Genomic DNA, 13,840 nt, shown 5'->3' on the forward strand with positions numbered 1-13,840 from the left:
ACAGCATCTTTAGCACATAAAGCATAAATTCAGACTTTAATTGCCAGTGCTATGAGTGCTATGAGTGCTATGAGTGCTTGTGGCTTGATTGTAATAGCGCTTGTACGGCGTGGTAACGTGCTGGTAGTTCACGGTTGCGTTTATAAACCAAGTAAAGGGGCTCAGTCACGGCAGAATGCGGGCGATGGACATACAGCAGTTCTTTATCTGCAAAGCTATCAAATGCGCTTTTTGGGAGTACGGTAAACCCCAGTCCTTGAGAGATTGGCACAAGGATTTGGCTTAGCTGATTGACATAGCTTGTGGTAGGTAAAGTCTCAATATTGAGCTCTGAAAACTCAGGATTTGCGCATTGGTCAAAATAACGTGATAGGTAGTGCGCAGCGTCAGGGTGCGCTACAACACCACATTGCAATAGGCATTGAGTATCAACGACTGTATTTTGATACTGTTTTGGCATGATAAGACAAAGGGGCTCATGGCCTATCGCTTCATAATGGAACTCACTTACGCTAGGGATTTGAGTGACCACGCCTATGTCGACAGCTCCTTCGGTTATATCTTTAAGTATTTTATAGTTTGGCGCCGCTTCGATATAGGTCGATAGTGCAGGGTGTTGCTGTTGTAGGGTTAGCAACTTGGGATAATATAACAGCGCTAAAGCACCTGAGCACGATAGACGGCATTGTCCTGAATAGGGATCATCAAAATCTAGGCTTTCTAGCAACTCATCTTCTTGAGCCGCCACTTTTCGCGCATATTCGTAGACCTGACGCCCTTGTTCGGTAATTTCAAACTGTTTATTAATACGTTTGATAAGGGAATGGCCACAAGCTTGCTCAAGCTTTTTGATCTGCTGACTGACACCAGGCTGAGTCATGTACAATTTCTCAGCCGTTTGAGTAAAATGGCCAATATCTATCAGTGTTTTAAATGTTTTTAACCAAATGGGATTGAGCATAAAGATCTCCGACCTTGATGTATATTTTGCGTTGAGCTTGGCTTGGTGCGCCGAACACTAATTGTCAATTGAATATAGTTGCTTGAATGTAGCTAATAGAATGCTAATCATTAACCGAGTGAATAGTAGATAGGCGACCGCTATGTTAGTTGGCTAAGTACAAACTAATGATAACGTAATATTATTAAAATTATGAAGTGTAATCATTTTAAATTTTTAACTGAGTCTTTAGCTGTATAAGAGTTTGTAGTTTGTAGCTGTAGCTGTAGCTCTAGCACTAGTTTGAATTTATTGATTGAGGCTCGGCTATAATCGCAAGCGCTGTAATGAAAGATTTCAGTGCGACACTCTAACAAGCGTGCTAGCTAGGATTAGTTTAGTTATCTAGGTAGTTATTTAGGTAGTTATCAATTTAGTTATCTGGTTAGTCGCATGCAGGTGCTGTTATTGCGTAGCGTTTCTGCCTCGATTGAGCCGATACGTTATTTGCGCTGAGATAATCATCAGAGCTGTTTTTTAGGAGCTAAATGCGCCTTTTTAGGAATGACTATTAAGCCTAACTAGCTGAGCATAGGGTATTTAAACTTTACTATTATTCTTGGTCATGACGCAAATAACCCATGTACATTTTGATCCTAGCGAGCACTCTCATCGCCGATATAACCCATTAACATCTCAGTGGGTGTTACTCGCTCCTCATCGTGCAAAGCGTCCTTGGCAAGGACAGGTTGAAGCGCCAGCTCTCTCAGCGTCCCCAAGTCATGATCCTCACTGTTTTTTATGTGCAGGTAATATTCGAGTTAACGGCGAAACCAATCCTGACTATCAATCCACTTTCGTGTTTAAAAATGACTTCTCAGCTTTAGTGCCCGATACGCCGCAAGCGAGTGTTGATGATCCGCTATTTAAATTTAGCACCGAGCGAGGCGAAAGCAGAGTTATCTGTTTTTCCCCCGATCATTCTAAAACACTAGCTTTGTTATCTGTTCCGGAAATTGAGCAGGTCATTAATACATGGCGTGAGCAAACTGCTGACCTTGGGCAAGACTATGCTTGGGTACAGGTTTTTGAAAATAAAGGTGCTGCGATGGGTTGCTCTAACCCGCATCCTCATGGACAAGTGTGGGCGCAGCAACAGCTCCCCAGTTTAATAGAGACAAAACAGCGAAATTTATTGGAGTATGAGAAGCAGTACGGCAGTAACTTATTAGCTGATTACGTCGAGAAAGAGTTAACGCGGCAAGAGCGGATTGTGGTGAGTAATGATGACTGGCTGGTGGTGGTGCCGTATTGGGCGGGTTGGCCCTTTGAAACCTTGGTATTACCTCGGTTTAATATTCAGCGTATGACAGAGCTAAACGACACTACGCAAGCCTCGTTAGCGGAGATCTTAAAGCTGTTAACAACCTGCTACGACAATCTATTTCAGTGTTCATTTCCTTACTCTATGGGGTGGCAGGGCGCACCATTTGATGGCTGTGAACATACAGAATGGCGCCTGCATGCTCACTTTTATCCGCCATTACTTAGAAGCGCTAGCGTTAAAAAGTTTATGGTTGGCTATGAGTTATTGGCTGAAACTCAGCGTGATATCACCCCAGAGCAGGCGGCAATGCGACTACGGCATGCAAGTGGGGCCCACTACACGTTGGATTGCAATTAATGCCAAGCAGCCAAGCAGCCAAGCAGCCAAATAAAGAAATAGGTAAATAGAGAAGTAAGTAAATCGATATTAAGTTAACGCGGCTTATACTGATTGCAATTTTTGTCGTACACAAAGCCACTTGCAGCCAATTTTTGCTCTAGTAGTTCACTTGCAATATCAAGATCATAAAACAGCGCCTGGCGGTCTTTGCAGTTTAAACGTAGGTGCTCATTAGCAATGCCGACTAAGATCTCGCCAGGTAGCGTATCGAGTTTATCACTGTTCATCTATTTACCTTAAGCACATATGCTCACAAGTTAAGGGGCAACAATTTAGGGTCATAGCAAAAGTATGTGCCGTTAATGGCAGATTTTCCAATACAGATATAGAGTGAGGGGTCTTCGACAAAATGAGGCAAAAAAAAGCAAGCCTTAATAAGGCTTGCGAAAGTGATACAGGTGAGGAACAGATTACATAATGTTCCATCAAGCTTAAGTGTTTATTAATTAACGTAGCGTTTCCCCACGATTAATTGTGATTAATCTATCGAGGATGTGCTCACCATCCATTCGAATCCCATTGTGTTCATATTCTGAAGTCAGCCAATACTTAAGGTTACCGATTTTCACAGCGGTTTCTAGGCTGTACTGCATCTCTACAAACATATCTTCACTATAAATAGCAGCGGTAACGGGGACTTGATTATTTGCAAGTGTGTCGGCTTGGTAAATGGTTGGCCAATCCTGTTTTTGTGCCAGAAGCTTCGATGCTTGTTGCAGGGGTTTTAGGTTATTAAACTGCTCAAACATCCATGGGTAGATCATCTCGCCAGTAAATAAGAAAGGCTTTTCGCTGCTGTAGTTGAACTCAGGGTACTCAGCTCTCACTCGGTGAGCGGCCCAGTTAGACGCAGTTTGTTGGCAATAGATAGACTCATGTAGCAGTGCAAATATTGGATTGGTGTTGTAATCAAGCAACTGACAAAAATGCGCGAGGAACAGCGGATTAACTTGTGTACCCGATGCCGTTTCTATCAACGCCTGCTCTAGCAGGTAATAGATGCTCTCAGGGCCTTGCTCCATGCCAATATTGATCCCGAGCAGCTGCAACATCTCGACAGTAAGGCGCTCGCCAGTGGCTAAGGTTACTGGGTTTGCTTGGATATGACTGGCTAGGTTTTTAATCAAGTCTTGTGCATCGCTAAAGCGCTTAAAAAAGTCTTGGTTTTTTGCAAGTACCCGTTTGTAGGTCGCTTGATAAACCTCATCTGGACTGCGAGTCAGTGACGGAATGCCACCCGTGATATAGGCTTCAGTTAAGCCTTCAGGGGCATCATTTAAGTACTTAAGTACACAAAAACCACCAAAGCTTTGTCCTAGAATGGTCCACTTCTCATTATCGGTGAGCCGTTTACGGATAGACTCAGCATCGCGAATGATATTATCGGCTCTAAAGTGGGTCAGGTATTCGGCTTGTTCGCTGGCAGACAGATGCGCCAAACTGGCATAGCTTACTGGCGTTGAAAGGCCTGTACCTCGTTGGTCGAGAAGCAACACGCGGTACTCTTTAAGAGCCCGCTTGATCCAGCCACCATTCGCCGCGGGGCGCACGGCGCCAAACCCAGGTCCGCCTTGAAAGAAAACAATAAAAGGTAAGGCTTTACCCTGATTGTCTGGACTTGAGAGCTCACGGGCAAATATTGAAATTTGCTCGCCATCAGGTTCTTGATAGTTAAGTGGTAAACGAAATTGATGTTTACGGGCAATCATGCCTGCAAAAGTGAGTTGGGCTGAACATTCAGAAGTCATCGAGTCGACCTTTTATAAAGAGTTCTTGTTAGGTTATAACTTAGGATTGCTATGTCAGTTTTGCACTGAACTGACAGCGAACGAGTGTTGACGATTGTATACCAAAAAATATGACCAATGCAGTGTTTATCCCGCAGGAAAGATAAAGCGACAAACGGAGTTAGGATGGGGCAAAAATTTAATGCAGATTTTGTGAGCGTTAGAGCAAAATATCCTAATAATAGATAGTCGAAAAGCCCAACATGGCGTAATCTTTATTCATTCACAGCGAAACATAGAGCCTTAGGTGATTATCGATGAAGTATCAGTTAATACCCGTCACCCCATTTCAGCAAAATTGTAGTTTAATCTGGTGCGAGCAAACCATGAAAGCGGCTGTGGTCGATCCCGGTGGTAATATTGAACGTATTCTAGAGGAAGCTGCTAAAAACAAAGTGGTGGTGGAAAAAGTATTACTGACTCATGGTCATATTGATCATGTTGGTGCGGCAAAATTATTAGCGGATCAACTGAATGTGCCTATTATTGGCCCTCATAAGGCTGACGACTACTGGCTCGACAGTTTGCCGAAACAAAGTCAGCACTTTGGGTTTGTACATTGTGACGCCTTTGCACCGACACAATATCTTGAAGAAGGTGACCAGGTTAGCGTGGGTCAGCAAGTACTCAATGTGATCCATTGCCCGGGTCATACTCCAGGACATGTGGTGTTTTTTGCTAAAGACAGTAAAACAGCTTGGGTCGGTGACGTTTTGTTTAGAGGCTCTATCGGCAGAACCGATTTTCCATTATCAAACCATCAAGATTTAATTGAGTCGATAACGACAAAGCTTTGGCCTTTGGGTAATGATGTGCAGTTTATTCCTGGCCATGGTCCATTATCGACGTTTGGGGATGAACGAGTACAAAACCCATTTGTTGCCGATCAATTATTTGACTAACGGTAGCATCAATTTGTTGTTTGCGTGAGTCAGTTCTACTTTGCAATCGGTCTAATATCACCGAGTTGAAAAGCGCCTTTAGGCGCTTTTTTATTGGCTATTTCATCCAGACTACAACCAAGGCCTAAGGCATAAGCCATATTTTGAATATTTTATATTGGTCTGTTTGTTTACCTTGTTGCAGCGTTAAATTAGTTTTTTTACTACAAAACTGGGCTTTTTGTGCACTTTATCGGCAATTAAGCCGGATAATTGGCGCTAGATCGTGTTTTTTTACATATAAAAAAGGTAATTTAGATCACCTGATAGTAACTCACTTGCTGTAAGTGGGTTAACGGTAAAGAGGTAAGCTATGGAAAATCGTTGGCAGATTGCTATTTCAGCAGGATTACTTGCAGCTATTTGGGCCGGTGTGGCAGATGTACTACATCTTGTTACCTGGATAGGTTTTCTAAGCTGTAGCACCTTCTTTGCCCAGACTCATGCCGGCGTAAAAGGCATGTTGATGGCCATGGCTACCAATCTTTCTGGGGTTTTCTGGGGCTGGTTAATTATTTCAGGGAGCAGCTTCTTTGTCTCGCCATTACTGGGTTACACCTTAACGGGGATCGCAACGGCAGCAATGTGCTTGCAGGCTAGCCATCAAAAACTGGCATTTATCCCCGGCGCATTTATTGGCTGTTGTATCACTTTTGCCATGGGTGCCGATATTGCTGCCATCATTCCGCCATTACTATTGGGCGCGGTACTCGGTTACTGCATGAGTTTACTTACTGGCCAATTGATCAGTTTAACCAAGAAAATGCAGGGTAGTGTCACAGCTGAGGCCAATGAGTCTTAACAAACAGTCTGCTTTACGGTACATCAATAAATATAATAATAGTAACCTCTATGGTTCGGTGAAGAGCCGGACCGTACTTGAGGGTGGCTTTGGCCAAGGGAAGATAGAATGAAACAGATTAATTTCCGTAAGATTGACGCTCTGTTGATCAAATTAAGTCTAAATGGCAAATTTTGGCTACTTTGTACTATGGTGACACTGCTCAGTGCCACCGTCGCATTAACAAACTATCATCACAGTAAGCAGTTTATCGAATCCACCTCATTGGCACGCGCACAATCAAGCATTGATGCTTATGCCAATATCGCTAATGCAGAACAACTTACAGGCAGTTCGCTGAGCAAATTTGCACAAAAAGCGGGAATTGAAGTTAGCAATGCGCTATCGACTTCACGCCATGGTGATATGCTTTTAGTCAGTGCACAAGTGGGTAGCAGCGCGCTAAGTCAACAAGTGCATGTAGGGAGCTGGGAGAAGCAGGCACTTTCACAAGCTAATCTAATGCTACTTCTGGCCTTTGTTGGGCTACTGCCCTTGTATCTTTTGAGTTATTGGGTGTCGACATCATTAGGTGGCGGGCTATGGGATATGTACATGGCGATTAAGCGACTTGCTGATGGTGACTTAACCCATAGACTTCACTTTTTCGGTAAAGATGATTTCAGCCTTATCGCCCGTGAAATTGATAGAAGTGCCGATAACATGAGTGAAATGGTGCAGGCGATTTCAAGCAATGTTCAAACCCTGAATAATGCAGCTGACGAGTTTACCCAGCAAGCGAGTCGCAGTGAAGAGTTGACGCATTTTCAGCATCAGTTTTTAGATACTGTAGCTGTAGCCATGTCGCAGATGACGGCTGCGGTGGAGGAGGTGTCTCATAGTGCATCTAATACCTCTGAGCAAACTCAGCAAAATGCGGCGCAAGCGGCTAATAGTCAAACTCAAATCGCTGAAGCGGTAACCCGTATAGGCGTGCTGACGAGCAAAATTTCTGAAGCATCGGCGTCAGTAGAGGACTTAAACCATGCAGCAACAGAAATTGGTGCAATGGTGACTACGATTAACGGCATTTCTGAGCAAACTAACTTACTGGCGTTAAATGCAGCCATTGAAGCTGCTCGTGCAGGTGAGCAAGGTAGAGGTTTTGCCGTTGTTGCAGATGAAGTTCGCACGTTAGCGAGCCGCACACAGCAAGCAACGGTTGAGATCCAGTCTATGATTGAGGGCTTGCAAATGGGCACGGGTAAGCTGTCAGACATTACAAATGAGATCGTCTCACAAGCTGACAAAGGTCGTGTAGCTATCGAATCAGTAGGCCATGACGTTGACAGTATGGCCAGTTCAATCAGTATTGTGTTTGATATGAGTTCACAAATTGCAGCATCGTCAGAAGAGCAAAGTGCAGCCTCTCGTGAGATCTCAACACAACTGAATGATATTCGCGGTCAAGCGGAAATAATTAAAGAAACCGCGCAAAGCTCGGTGAGTTCGGCCAGCAGCTTAGCGAGTTCATCAAAAGGACTTGAACAGATTTTAGGTCAATATACTTTGGTAAAAAATTAAGCTAACTCCTTTATTTTAATCATAAAAAAGCCAGCAGATTGCTGGCTTTTTTGTGAGGTACCAATTTGGTTTTTAACTAAAGGTGCTCCAGATTGGCGCGTGATCTGACGGTTTTTCGATACCGCGTAGATCATAATCCACATCTGATTCAGTTAGGCGTTGAGCCAAAGATTTCGTTGCCAAGACCACATCGATACGTAGGCCGCGATTATCGACAAAGCCTTTACTGCGATAATCGAACCAAGAGTAACGTTCAGTGCGAGCAGGATGAAGTTCACGGAAAGTATCGACTAGACCCCAATCCATCAGTGTTTTTAGCCACTCACGTTCCTCTGGCTGGAAACTACATTTCCCCGTTTTTAACCAGCGTTTAGCATTCGGCTCACCAATACCAATATCGAGATCGACAGGAGAGATGTTGATATCGCCAATAATAGCAATGTCTTCATCTGCATTGTGATACTCATTAAGGTACAGCATTAAATCTTTGTAGAACTTACGCTTAGCTGGGTACTTAGTCTCATGGCTGATGTTATCGCCTTGAGGAAAGTAGCCGTTGAGCACTGTGAGTGGACGACCATTTTCCTGCACAAAGGTACCCATTATCATACGACGCTGGGCGTCTTCTTCATCAGTAGGGAAACCTTTTTGAACCTTTGTTGGCTCTGCTTTTGATAGCATAGCTACACCATAATGGGCTTTGCCGCCATGGTAATGGACGTGATAGTCCATAGCCTCTACATCGGCCAAAGGAAACGCTTCATCGTGCACTTTTGTCTCTTGCAGGCCGATAATGTCGGGCTGATGAGTGTCGATGAGTGCTTGAAGTTGGTGTAATCTAGCTCGCAATCCATTGATATTAAATGAAACAATCTTCACTTGTCAGTCCTTTTTATTTACGGCAATACAAGTTTGTATGGCTTAACGATAACGCTTTCATACACACCTGCAGCAATATATGGGTCAGCATCGGCCCAGCACTGTGCATCTTCAAGTGAAGCAAAGTCAGCGACAACCAGCGAACCTGTGAAGCCTGCTTCACCCGGATTCTCACTGTCAATGGCTGGGTGTGGACCGGCAATCAACAGACGACCTTCGTCAGCAAGAAGCTGCAGGCGAGCTAAATGGTCTGCACGGACAGATAAACGTTTTTCTAGACTATTTTCAATATCTTGCGATGAAATCATGTACCACATTATTTGAGTTCCTTACGATCTTCTTCAGACATGTTTTTAAACAGATAGAGGACGGTTAACACAGTATTGATAAGTGTTAGCGCAGTCAAACCGAATACCTTGAAGTTAACCCAGGTTTCTTGTGACAGACTAAAAGCAACATAGATGTTAACCAGGCCACAAATGACAAAAAAGCTAACCCAATACCAGGTTACATGCGCCCATATTTTATCTTCTACAACCAATTCTTTTCCGAGCATACTCTTTAAAATTGGCTTATTCATTACCTGGCTTACACCCAGTGCGATGGCAAACAAGGCATAGACTATAGTGACTTTCCATTTGATAAATGAATCATCGTGCAAAATAAGTGTTAGCGAGCCAAATACCGTTACCATGACAAAAGTAATAAGATGCATTTTTTCAAGCTTCTTATATAGCATGTAACTGATGATAAGTTGTAGCGCAGTTGCCGCGATTAACGCGCCACTGGCAACGTAGATGTCGAAAAATTTATAAACAGCAAAAAAGATAATAAGAGGTAAGAAGTCGAGCAACTGTTTCATAGGGGCGTGTCAGTTTGAAAATTAATAAAAGTGAGGCTGAGTGTAGCATGCAAGCTTGCGAGGAAAAAGTGATAGCCGATAGCTTAAGTAAGCTTGAGCAACCGGGTTATAAGCTCTGTGAAGTGGTTAATATTAAGATTAATCTTGTCAACAGCTATTTACAATAATGCTAAGGTTATTTCGAGTTGAAGTTACCGCTGAAAATTTTGAATAATTCTATTGGCAATCTATTAGATCAAGGTTAAAGCTGTATCGGAACTTTATTTTAGGAAGAATGCTTTTTGCTCTTGAGTAATGTAGCCTAGATTGTCACCTTAAGCTCAAAGTTACACAAAGGAATGTATATGAAATTAATTGGATGCACGGTGCTATTACTGTTATTTCCGCAAATGAGTTACGCCAAAATGGGCAACGAGAATCGCATTTATGGGGAAGTTTTGCAGACTGAGATTTCCATGGATACGCCGAAAACCTGGCATCGAGAAGAAGTTAATGCACCGAACTATCCAATAGAATTTGCTCGAGCTAGAGTTCAAGGTTGCACCGTTTTGTCATTTGATATTACTGAAAATGGAACGACTGAAAATGTTGAAGTAGTAAGCTCAATTCCGAATAAGCACTTGGGTAAGTATTCTAAAAAACTGATTAAACGTTGGCGTTGGCAACAGATAGAACCGCAGCAAACGGCGATAGCTGAAAAGCGGGTGTTAAGATTCGATTATTGTCTTGGGGTTGAATCGGCTGAGGACTCTGCAGCGCAGTGTCAGCGTCAAGTGAAATTGAATTGTGGCTAAACTTACCCTATGCCGCAATAAACGTCACCCTAACTCAAGGTTAGGGTGACGGCATATTAACAAATTAAGCGATTATTTACGCATTAAGCCTTGATAGGTTTGACTTAAGCTAACCATTTCAACCGAAGGCACAATCACTTTATCTTCTAGTAGTAGATCTGCAACACTTTGATCGAACGAGCGATAATGTAGCTTGGTTTCAACACTATATTCCGCCACGCCAGTAGGCAGAGTAAACGGGTAGTTAACTGTTTTCGAGCCTTTGGCTGGAATCGTATTTTGTACTGAGAAGTTGGCGACCCTCCAAGGTTTATGTTCAGGCTTACCGTGAACATCTACAGAGGTGTCTTGAAAAACCACTGTACCTTCCGGTAATGCATTGTCTGCCGTTAATGAACCAGAACGCATGATCTCCTTACCGTTTACATCACGCACAATCACTTCTAGCCAGATCTGGCGAATAAAGGTGAGACTAGTCGGTAAGTCATGGCCTGCACGGCGATTGTGCACCGTCACTTCAAGTACTGGGGAAGTCACGGTTCCTGTGACTTTAGCATCTAAAGCTGCGGCTGTTTTTAAACGCTTAATTGCTTCATTTGCGTGAGCCTGGCCATTTTCAACACCCAGTAATGGAGCCAGCACAGCGTTACCACCAACAAAACCATGGTCGTGCACTAAGCTTCTAATCGGCCCACCAGATGCGGCTTTACCACCTAAACGGTGATCCACAAGCTTGTTTGCAGGCAGCATTTCATCAGCCACGCGCATGGCGGTTTCCACTGGCACCATATGGCAATCCTGACATTGGATGTCGGCAGCAGCGTAGGCTGACTTTTTCCATTCATCATAAGTATGTTCTAGCGCAAAGTTATCGTGAACAGGGTTGAACACATTATGACAATTGGCACAAAACTCTGATTTAGTATGCAGCTCAGAATACTCGGCTTTGTGGCCACGAGGCTTAGCGTCGTCAAATGGACCGCGTTTAACTTTGTCATTGGCGATAGCTAATGACGCATTACCGTGCTCACCCATGGCTGTGTGGGACATGTTGGTATCAACGACGCTATGACAGACTTCACAAGATACGCCTTGATTAGCAATTGCTTGGGTCGTGAAACCGCCAAACTTACCGGATTCAGATTTAAACTCAACGGTTTGGGTTACGGTACCTAGCACTGTGTGGCAACCACCGCATAGATTTTTGGCTGCCCCATTAGTTTCTTTTTCCCCCATCGCCCATTCAGCTTGAAACACAGGGTCGATAAAGGCAATGGAGTGCATAGAGCCTTGCCAGCCTTTCCACTGCCGAGGGTGGCAGCCTTTGCAGCTTTTAGCGTCGCGCCATTGTTTTAACTCCGGCTTTTTATCACCTTCAACACTCAGATATGAAGGTGCAAATTCCATCTCTTTTTCGGCATGAGCTAGCAAGGGCATAGTACTCAGTAGCACTAATGCTAGGTATGTCTTTTTCATTTTTATATTTACTCTATAACAAGGGTAATGATTTGATGGCTCAACCTCGCTTAACTGATGAGGACGTTGAACCTGGTAAGAACCATTAATGGCGTAACAATAATAAGTGATTTATAGCGCTGGAACTGTCGATGTGAACATGTAAAGTGGTTGAAATAGCTGGTATTTGTTGAGTGTGTTCAAAAAAATGTATAAATGGGTTTACTTAATTAGTCGAATCGTTTTTTTGATTTTATAAGGAGTAAAAGGCCTATTTAATATGCGTGTAAATGGTTGCGGCTAAATGAAGCGGATAACCGATGTTTCTCTGTTAATGTTTAATATAAAAGTGTGGGTTTTTAAGTCGGTTTAGGCGCTTGAGTTGGAGTAAATGACTAAAAACCGGATTAAAGTCACCTTTACTGGATAAACTCAAGTATCATATGCCCATGAAAGATGAAAATACCACAGACATTAAATTGGTTGACTTGCACAGCCACACGACCGCATCCGATGGTCAATTAACCCCATCAGAATTAATAGCACGCGCGATAAGTAAAGGCGTGCATATGTTTGCCATTACCGATCACGATACGACAGAGGGCTTGAAAGAAGCCCATGACTTTAATCAGTCTCATGAAACCCCATTAGAGCTGATTAACGGTGTTGAGATCTCAACCCGTTGGAATAATTTTGATATTCATATCGTTGCACTCAATGTAGATATCGATAATGTCGAGTTGGCCGCATTTTTATTTAACCAACGTGAGTTACGATCAACACGGGCCCAAGAGATTGGTGAGCGTTTAGCCAAGGCGGGTATTGAAGGCGCTTATGAAGGCGCAAAAGCTTATGCGGGTGATGCGGCGATTAGTCGTGGCCATTATGCTCGTTGGCTCGCTGAAAAAGGTTATGCGACTAACACTGCCAATGTATTTAAAAAATATTTAGCGCGCGGTAAAACGGGCTATGTACCTAATAATTGGGGTGATATGGCCAGCGCGATTGAGATAATTCATCAAGCGGGTGGGGTATCGGTATTGGCACACCCGAGCGGTTATAAGTTGTCGGCTAAATGGCTTAAGCGTTTAGTACGTGAATATAAAGAAGCCGGTGGTGATGCGATTGAAGTGGTGCTTGGACAGCAGACTATAGATGATCGCAACAATCTCATTTCGCTCAGCATTCAAAATGGGCTGGCATGCTCGTTAGGCAGTGATTTTCATTTTCCAGGTAGTTGGATTGAAATCGGAAAAAATATGTACCAACCCCAAGGCGTGAACTGGGTTTGGCAATCAGAGAAATGGAAGGTAGTACAATGAGTCAGTTTTTTTATATGCATGAGGAAAACCCTCAAACCCGCTTAATTAGCCAAGCAGTGAATGTGATAAAAAGCGGTGGTGTGATTGTGTACCCAACCGATTCTGGCTATGCATTAGGTTGCTTAATTGGCGATAAAAACGCGATGAGCAAAATTGCGCGTATCAGGCAGATTGAAAATGATCATAATTTTTCGCTAATGTGCCGCGATCAATCAGAGCTGGCAACTTATGCTCGCGTTGATAATCAAGCCTATCGATTACTTAAACAAAATACACCAGGACCTTATACGTTTATCTTTATGGCGTCAAAAGAAGTGCCTAAGCGTCTTCAAAACCCAAAGAAGAAGACAATTGGTATTCGCGTTCCTAATAATGTGATCGCACTCGCGCTGCTTGAAGCGTTAGGTGAGCCATTAATGTCAACCAGCTTAATTTTGCCAGGACAAGAGTTTACAGAGTCTGATCCTGAGCATATTCGCGACATCCTAGAACATCAGGTCGACTTGATTATTCACGGTGGCTACTTAGGTGAAAAGCCGACGACGGTCATCGACTTGTCAGAGGGTGAAATAGAGGTGGTTCGTGAAGGTGCTGGCGACGTAACGCCATTCCTTTAGTTTGACGGCCGTTGTTGCCGTTATTAATAGAAACCATTAATAGCTGTACTGATAACGGCCTATAGCTTTAATCAACATATATTGATCCCCAAGTCACTTCTCGCTATTGTCTGAAACGAGCAGCTTGAGCTAGCTTAGGTATACAGGTATAA

General features: G+C 43.4%; 15 protein-coding genes. 8 read left to right on the forward strand and 7 right to left on the reverse strand.

Translation table 11 applies throughout. From position 1 onward, the window contains the following. Positions 1-67 precede the first annotated feature (67 nt). The gene (locus tag ACVBIU_RS14745) at positions 68-961 is read right to left on the reverse strand and encodes a LysR family transcriptional regulator (protein WP_447162051.1); all 894 of its coding nucleotides are present in this window, start codon (positions 959-961) and stop codon (positions 68-70) included. A 604-nt stretch (positions 962-1,565) separates the two neighbouring features. Between ACVBIU_RS14745 and ACVBIU_RS14750 the strand changes: the two genes are divergently transcribed. Continuing rightward, positions 1,566-2,624, forward strand: a complete 1,059-nt coding sequence (locus tag ACVBIU_RS14750) for a UDP-glucose--hexose-1-phosphate uridylyltransferase (RefSeq protein ID WP_447164137.1) — start codon at positions 1,566-1,568, stop codon at positions 2,622-2,624. Between the two features lie 74 nt (positions 2,625-2,698). Here ACVBIU_RS14750 and ACVBIU_RS14755 read toward each other — a convergent pair whose 3' ends face one another. Beyond that, on the reverse strand, positions 2,699-2,893 hold the full coding sequence (locus ACVBIU_RS14755; protein ID WP_447162053.1) for a DUF4250 domain-containing protein: 195 nt from the start codon (positions 2,891-2,893) through the stop codon (positions 2,699-2,701). Between the two features lie 219 nt (positions 2,894-3,112). Continuing rightward, the gene (locus ACVBIU_RS14760) at positions 3,113-4,414 is read right to left on the reverse strand and encodes an alpha/beta fold hydrolase (RefSeq protein ID WP_447164138.1); all 1,302 of its coding nucleotides are present in this window, start codon (positions 4,412-4,414) and stop codon (positions 3,113-3,115) included. 296 nt (positions 4,415-4,710) lie between these two features. On the opposite strand from ACVBIU_RS14760, the gene ACVBIU_RS14765 reads away from it, so the two are divergent. From ACVBIU_RS14765 to ACVBIU_RS14775, 3 genes are all read left to right on the forward strand, one after another. Continuing rightward, the gene (locus ACVBIU_RS14765) at positions 4,711-5,355 is read left to right on the forward strand and encodes an MBL fold metallo-hydrolase (RefSeq protein ID WP_447162055.1); all 645 of its coding nucleotides are present in this window, start codon (positions 4,711-4,713) and stop codon (positions 5,353-5,355) included. Between the two features lie 352 nt (positions 5,356-5,707). Further along, positions 5,708-6,196 carry a DUF1097 domain-containing protein gene (locus tag ACVBIU_RS14770; RefSeq protein ID WP_447162056.1) on the forward strand — a complete coding sequence of 163 codons (489 nt, stop codon included), beginning with the start codon at positions 5,708-5,710 and terminating at the stop codon, positions 6,194-6,196. A gap of 108 nt (positions 6,197-6,304) precedes the next feature. Beyond that, entirely contained in the window at positions 6,305-7,759 is a 1,455-nt protein-coding gene (locus tag ACVBIU_RS14775) for a methyl-accepting chemotaxis protein (RefSeq protein ID WP_447164139.1), read from the forward strand. Positions 7,760-7,831: 72 nt separating this feature from the next. On the opposite strand, the gene xthA is transcribed toward ACVBIU_RS14775, so the two are convergent. The 3 genes from xthA to ACVBIU_RS14790 are packed head-to-tail and all read right to left on the reverse strand — an operon-like array spanning position 7,832 to position 9,500. Continuing rightward, positions 7,832-8,638, reverse strand: coding sequence for an exodeoxyribonuclease III (xthA, locus tag ACVBIU_RS14780; RefSeq protein ID WP_447164140.1), 807 nt, complete (start codon positions 8,636-8,638; stop codon positions 7,832-7,834). A 17-nt stretch (positions 8,639-8,655) separates the two neighbouring features. Continuing rightward, positions 8,656-8,955, reverse strand: a complete 300-nt coding sequence (locus ACVBIU_RS14785) for a YciI family protein (protein WP_447162059.1) — start codon at positions 8,953-8,955, stop codon at positions 8,656-8,658. Continuing rightward, on the reverse strand, positions 8,955-9,500 hold the full coding sequence (locus ACVBIU_RS14790; protein ID WP_447162060.1) for a septation protein A: 546 nt from the start codon (positions 9,498-9,500) through the stop codon (positions 8,955-8,957). Before ACVBIU_RS14790 ends, ACVBIU_RS14785 begins: the two co-directional genes overlap by 1 nt. A gap of 14 nt (positions 9,501-9,514) precedes the next feature. On the opposite strand from ACVBIU_RS14790, the gene ACVBIU_RS14795 reads away from it, so the two are divergent. Together ACVBIU_RS14795 and ACVBIU_RS14800 are read left to right on the forward strand one after the other, a co-directional pair. Next, positions 9,515-9,667, forward strand: a complete 153-nt coding sequence (locus tag ACVBIU_RS14795; RefSeq protein ID WP_447164141.1) for a hypothetical protein — start codon at positions 9,515-9,517, stop codon at positions 9,665-9,667. Positions 9,668-9,844: 177 nt separating this feature from the next. Further along, positions 9,845-10,294: an energy transducer TonB gene (locus ACVBIU_RS14800; protein WP_447164142.1), complete on the forward strand. Its 450-nt coding sequence runs from the start codon at positions 9,845-9,847 to the stop codon at positions 10,292-10,294. A gap of 72 nt (positions 10,295-10,366) precedes the next feature. Here ACVBIU_RS14800 and ACVBIU_RS14805 read toward each other — a convergent pair whose 3' ends face one another. After that, entirely contained in the window at positions 10,367-11,770 is a 1,404-nt protein-coding gene (locus tag ACVBIU_RS14805) for a multiheme c-type cytochrome (protein ID WP_447164143.1), read from the reverse strand. A 422-nt stretch (positions 11,771-12,192) separates the two neighbouring features. Here ACVBIU_RS14805 and rnm point away from each other — a divergent pair, with 422 nt between their 5' ends. Both rnm and ACVBIU_RS14815 read left to right on the forward strand, forming a co-directional pair. Next, entirely contained in the window at positions 12,193-13,071 is an 879-nt protein-coding gene (gene rnm / locus ACVBIU_RS14810) for an RNase RNM (protein WP_447164144.1), read from the forward strand. Further along, positions 13,068-13,688, forward strand: a complete 621-nt coding sequence (locus ACVBIU_RS14815) for an L-threonylcarbamoyladenylate synthase (protein ID WP_447162064.1) — start codon at positions 13,068-13,070, stop codon at positions 13,686-13,688. The genes rnm and ACVBIU_RS14815 overlap by 4 nt, the downstream gene beginning before the upstream one ends. Positions 13,689-13,840 lie beyond the last annotated feature (152 nt).

This window comes from Shewanella sp. 30m-14 (assembly GCF_052977125.1).

Bases quoted from the DNA above. Each gene is read 5' to 3' on its own strand.
- ACVBIU_RS14745 (WP_447162051.1), bottom strand. From the start codon at position 961: ATGCTCAATCCCATTTGGTTAAAAACATTTAAAACACTGATAGATATT.
- ACVBIU_RS14750 (WP_447164137.1), top strand. From the start codon at position 1,566: ATGACGCAAATAACCCATGTACATTTTGATCCTAGCGAGCACTCTCAT.
- ACVBIU_RS14755 (WP_447162053.1), bottom strand. From the start codon at position 2,893: ATGAACAGTGATAAACTCGATACGCTACCTGGCGAGATCTTAGTCGGC.
- ACVBIU_RS14760 (WP_447164138.1), bottom strand. From the start codon at position 4,414: ATGACTTCTGAATGTTCAGCCCAACTCACTTTTGCAGGCATGATTGCC.
- ACVBIU_RS14765 (WP_447162055.1), top strand. From the start codon at position 4,711: ATGAAGTATCAGTTAATACCCGTCACCCCATTTCAGCAAAATTGTAGT.
- ACVBIU_RS14770 (WP_447162056.1), top strand. From the start codon at position 5,708: ATGGAAAATCGTTGGCAGATTGCTATTTCAGCAGGATTACTTGCAGCT.
- ACVBIU_RS14775 (WP_447164139.1), top strand. From the start codon at position 6,305: ATGAAACAGATTAATTTCCGTAAGATTGACGCTCTGTTGATCAAATTA.
- ACVBIU_RS14785 (WP_447162059.1), bottom strand. From the start codon at position 8,955: ATGTGGTACATGATTTCATCGCAAGATATTGAAAATAGTCTAGAAAAA.
- ACVBIU_RS14790 (WP_447162060.1), bottom strand. From the start codon at position 9,500: ATGAAACAGTTGCTCGACTTCTTACCTCTTATTATCTTTTTTGCTGTT.
- ACVBIU_RS14800 (WP_447164142.1), top strand. From the start codon at position 9,845: ATGAAATTAATTGGATGCACGGTGCTATTACTGTTATTTCCGCAAATG.
- ACVBIU_RS14805 (WP_447164143.1), bottom strand. From the start codon at position 11,770: ATGAAAAAGACATACCTAGCATTAGTGCTACTGAGTACTATGCCCTTG.
- rnm (WP_447164144.1), top strand. From the start codon at position 12,193: ATGCCCATGAAAGATGAAAATACCACAGACATTAAATTGGTTGACTTG.
- ACVBIU_RS14815 (WP_447162064.1), top strand. From the start codon at position 13,068: ATGAGTCAGTTTTTTTATATGCATGAGGAAAACCCTCAAACCCGCTTA.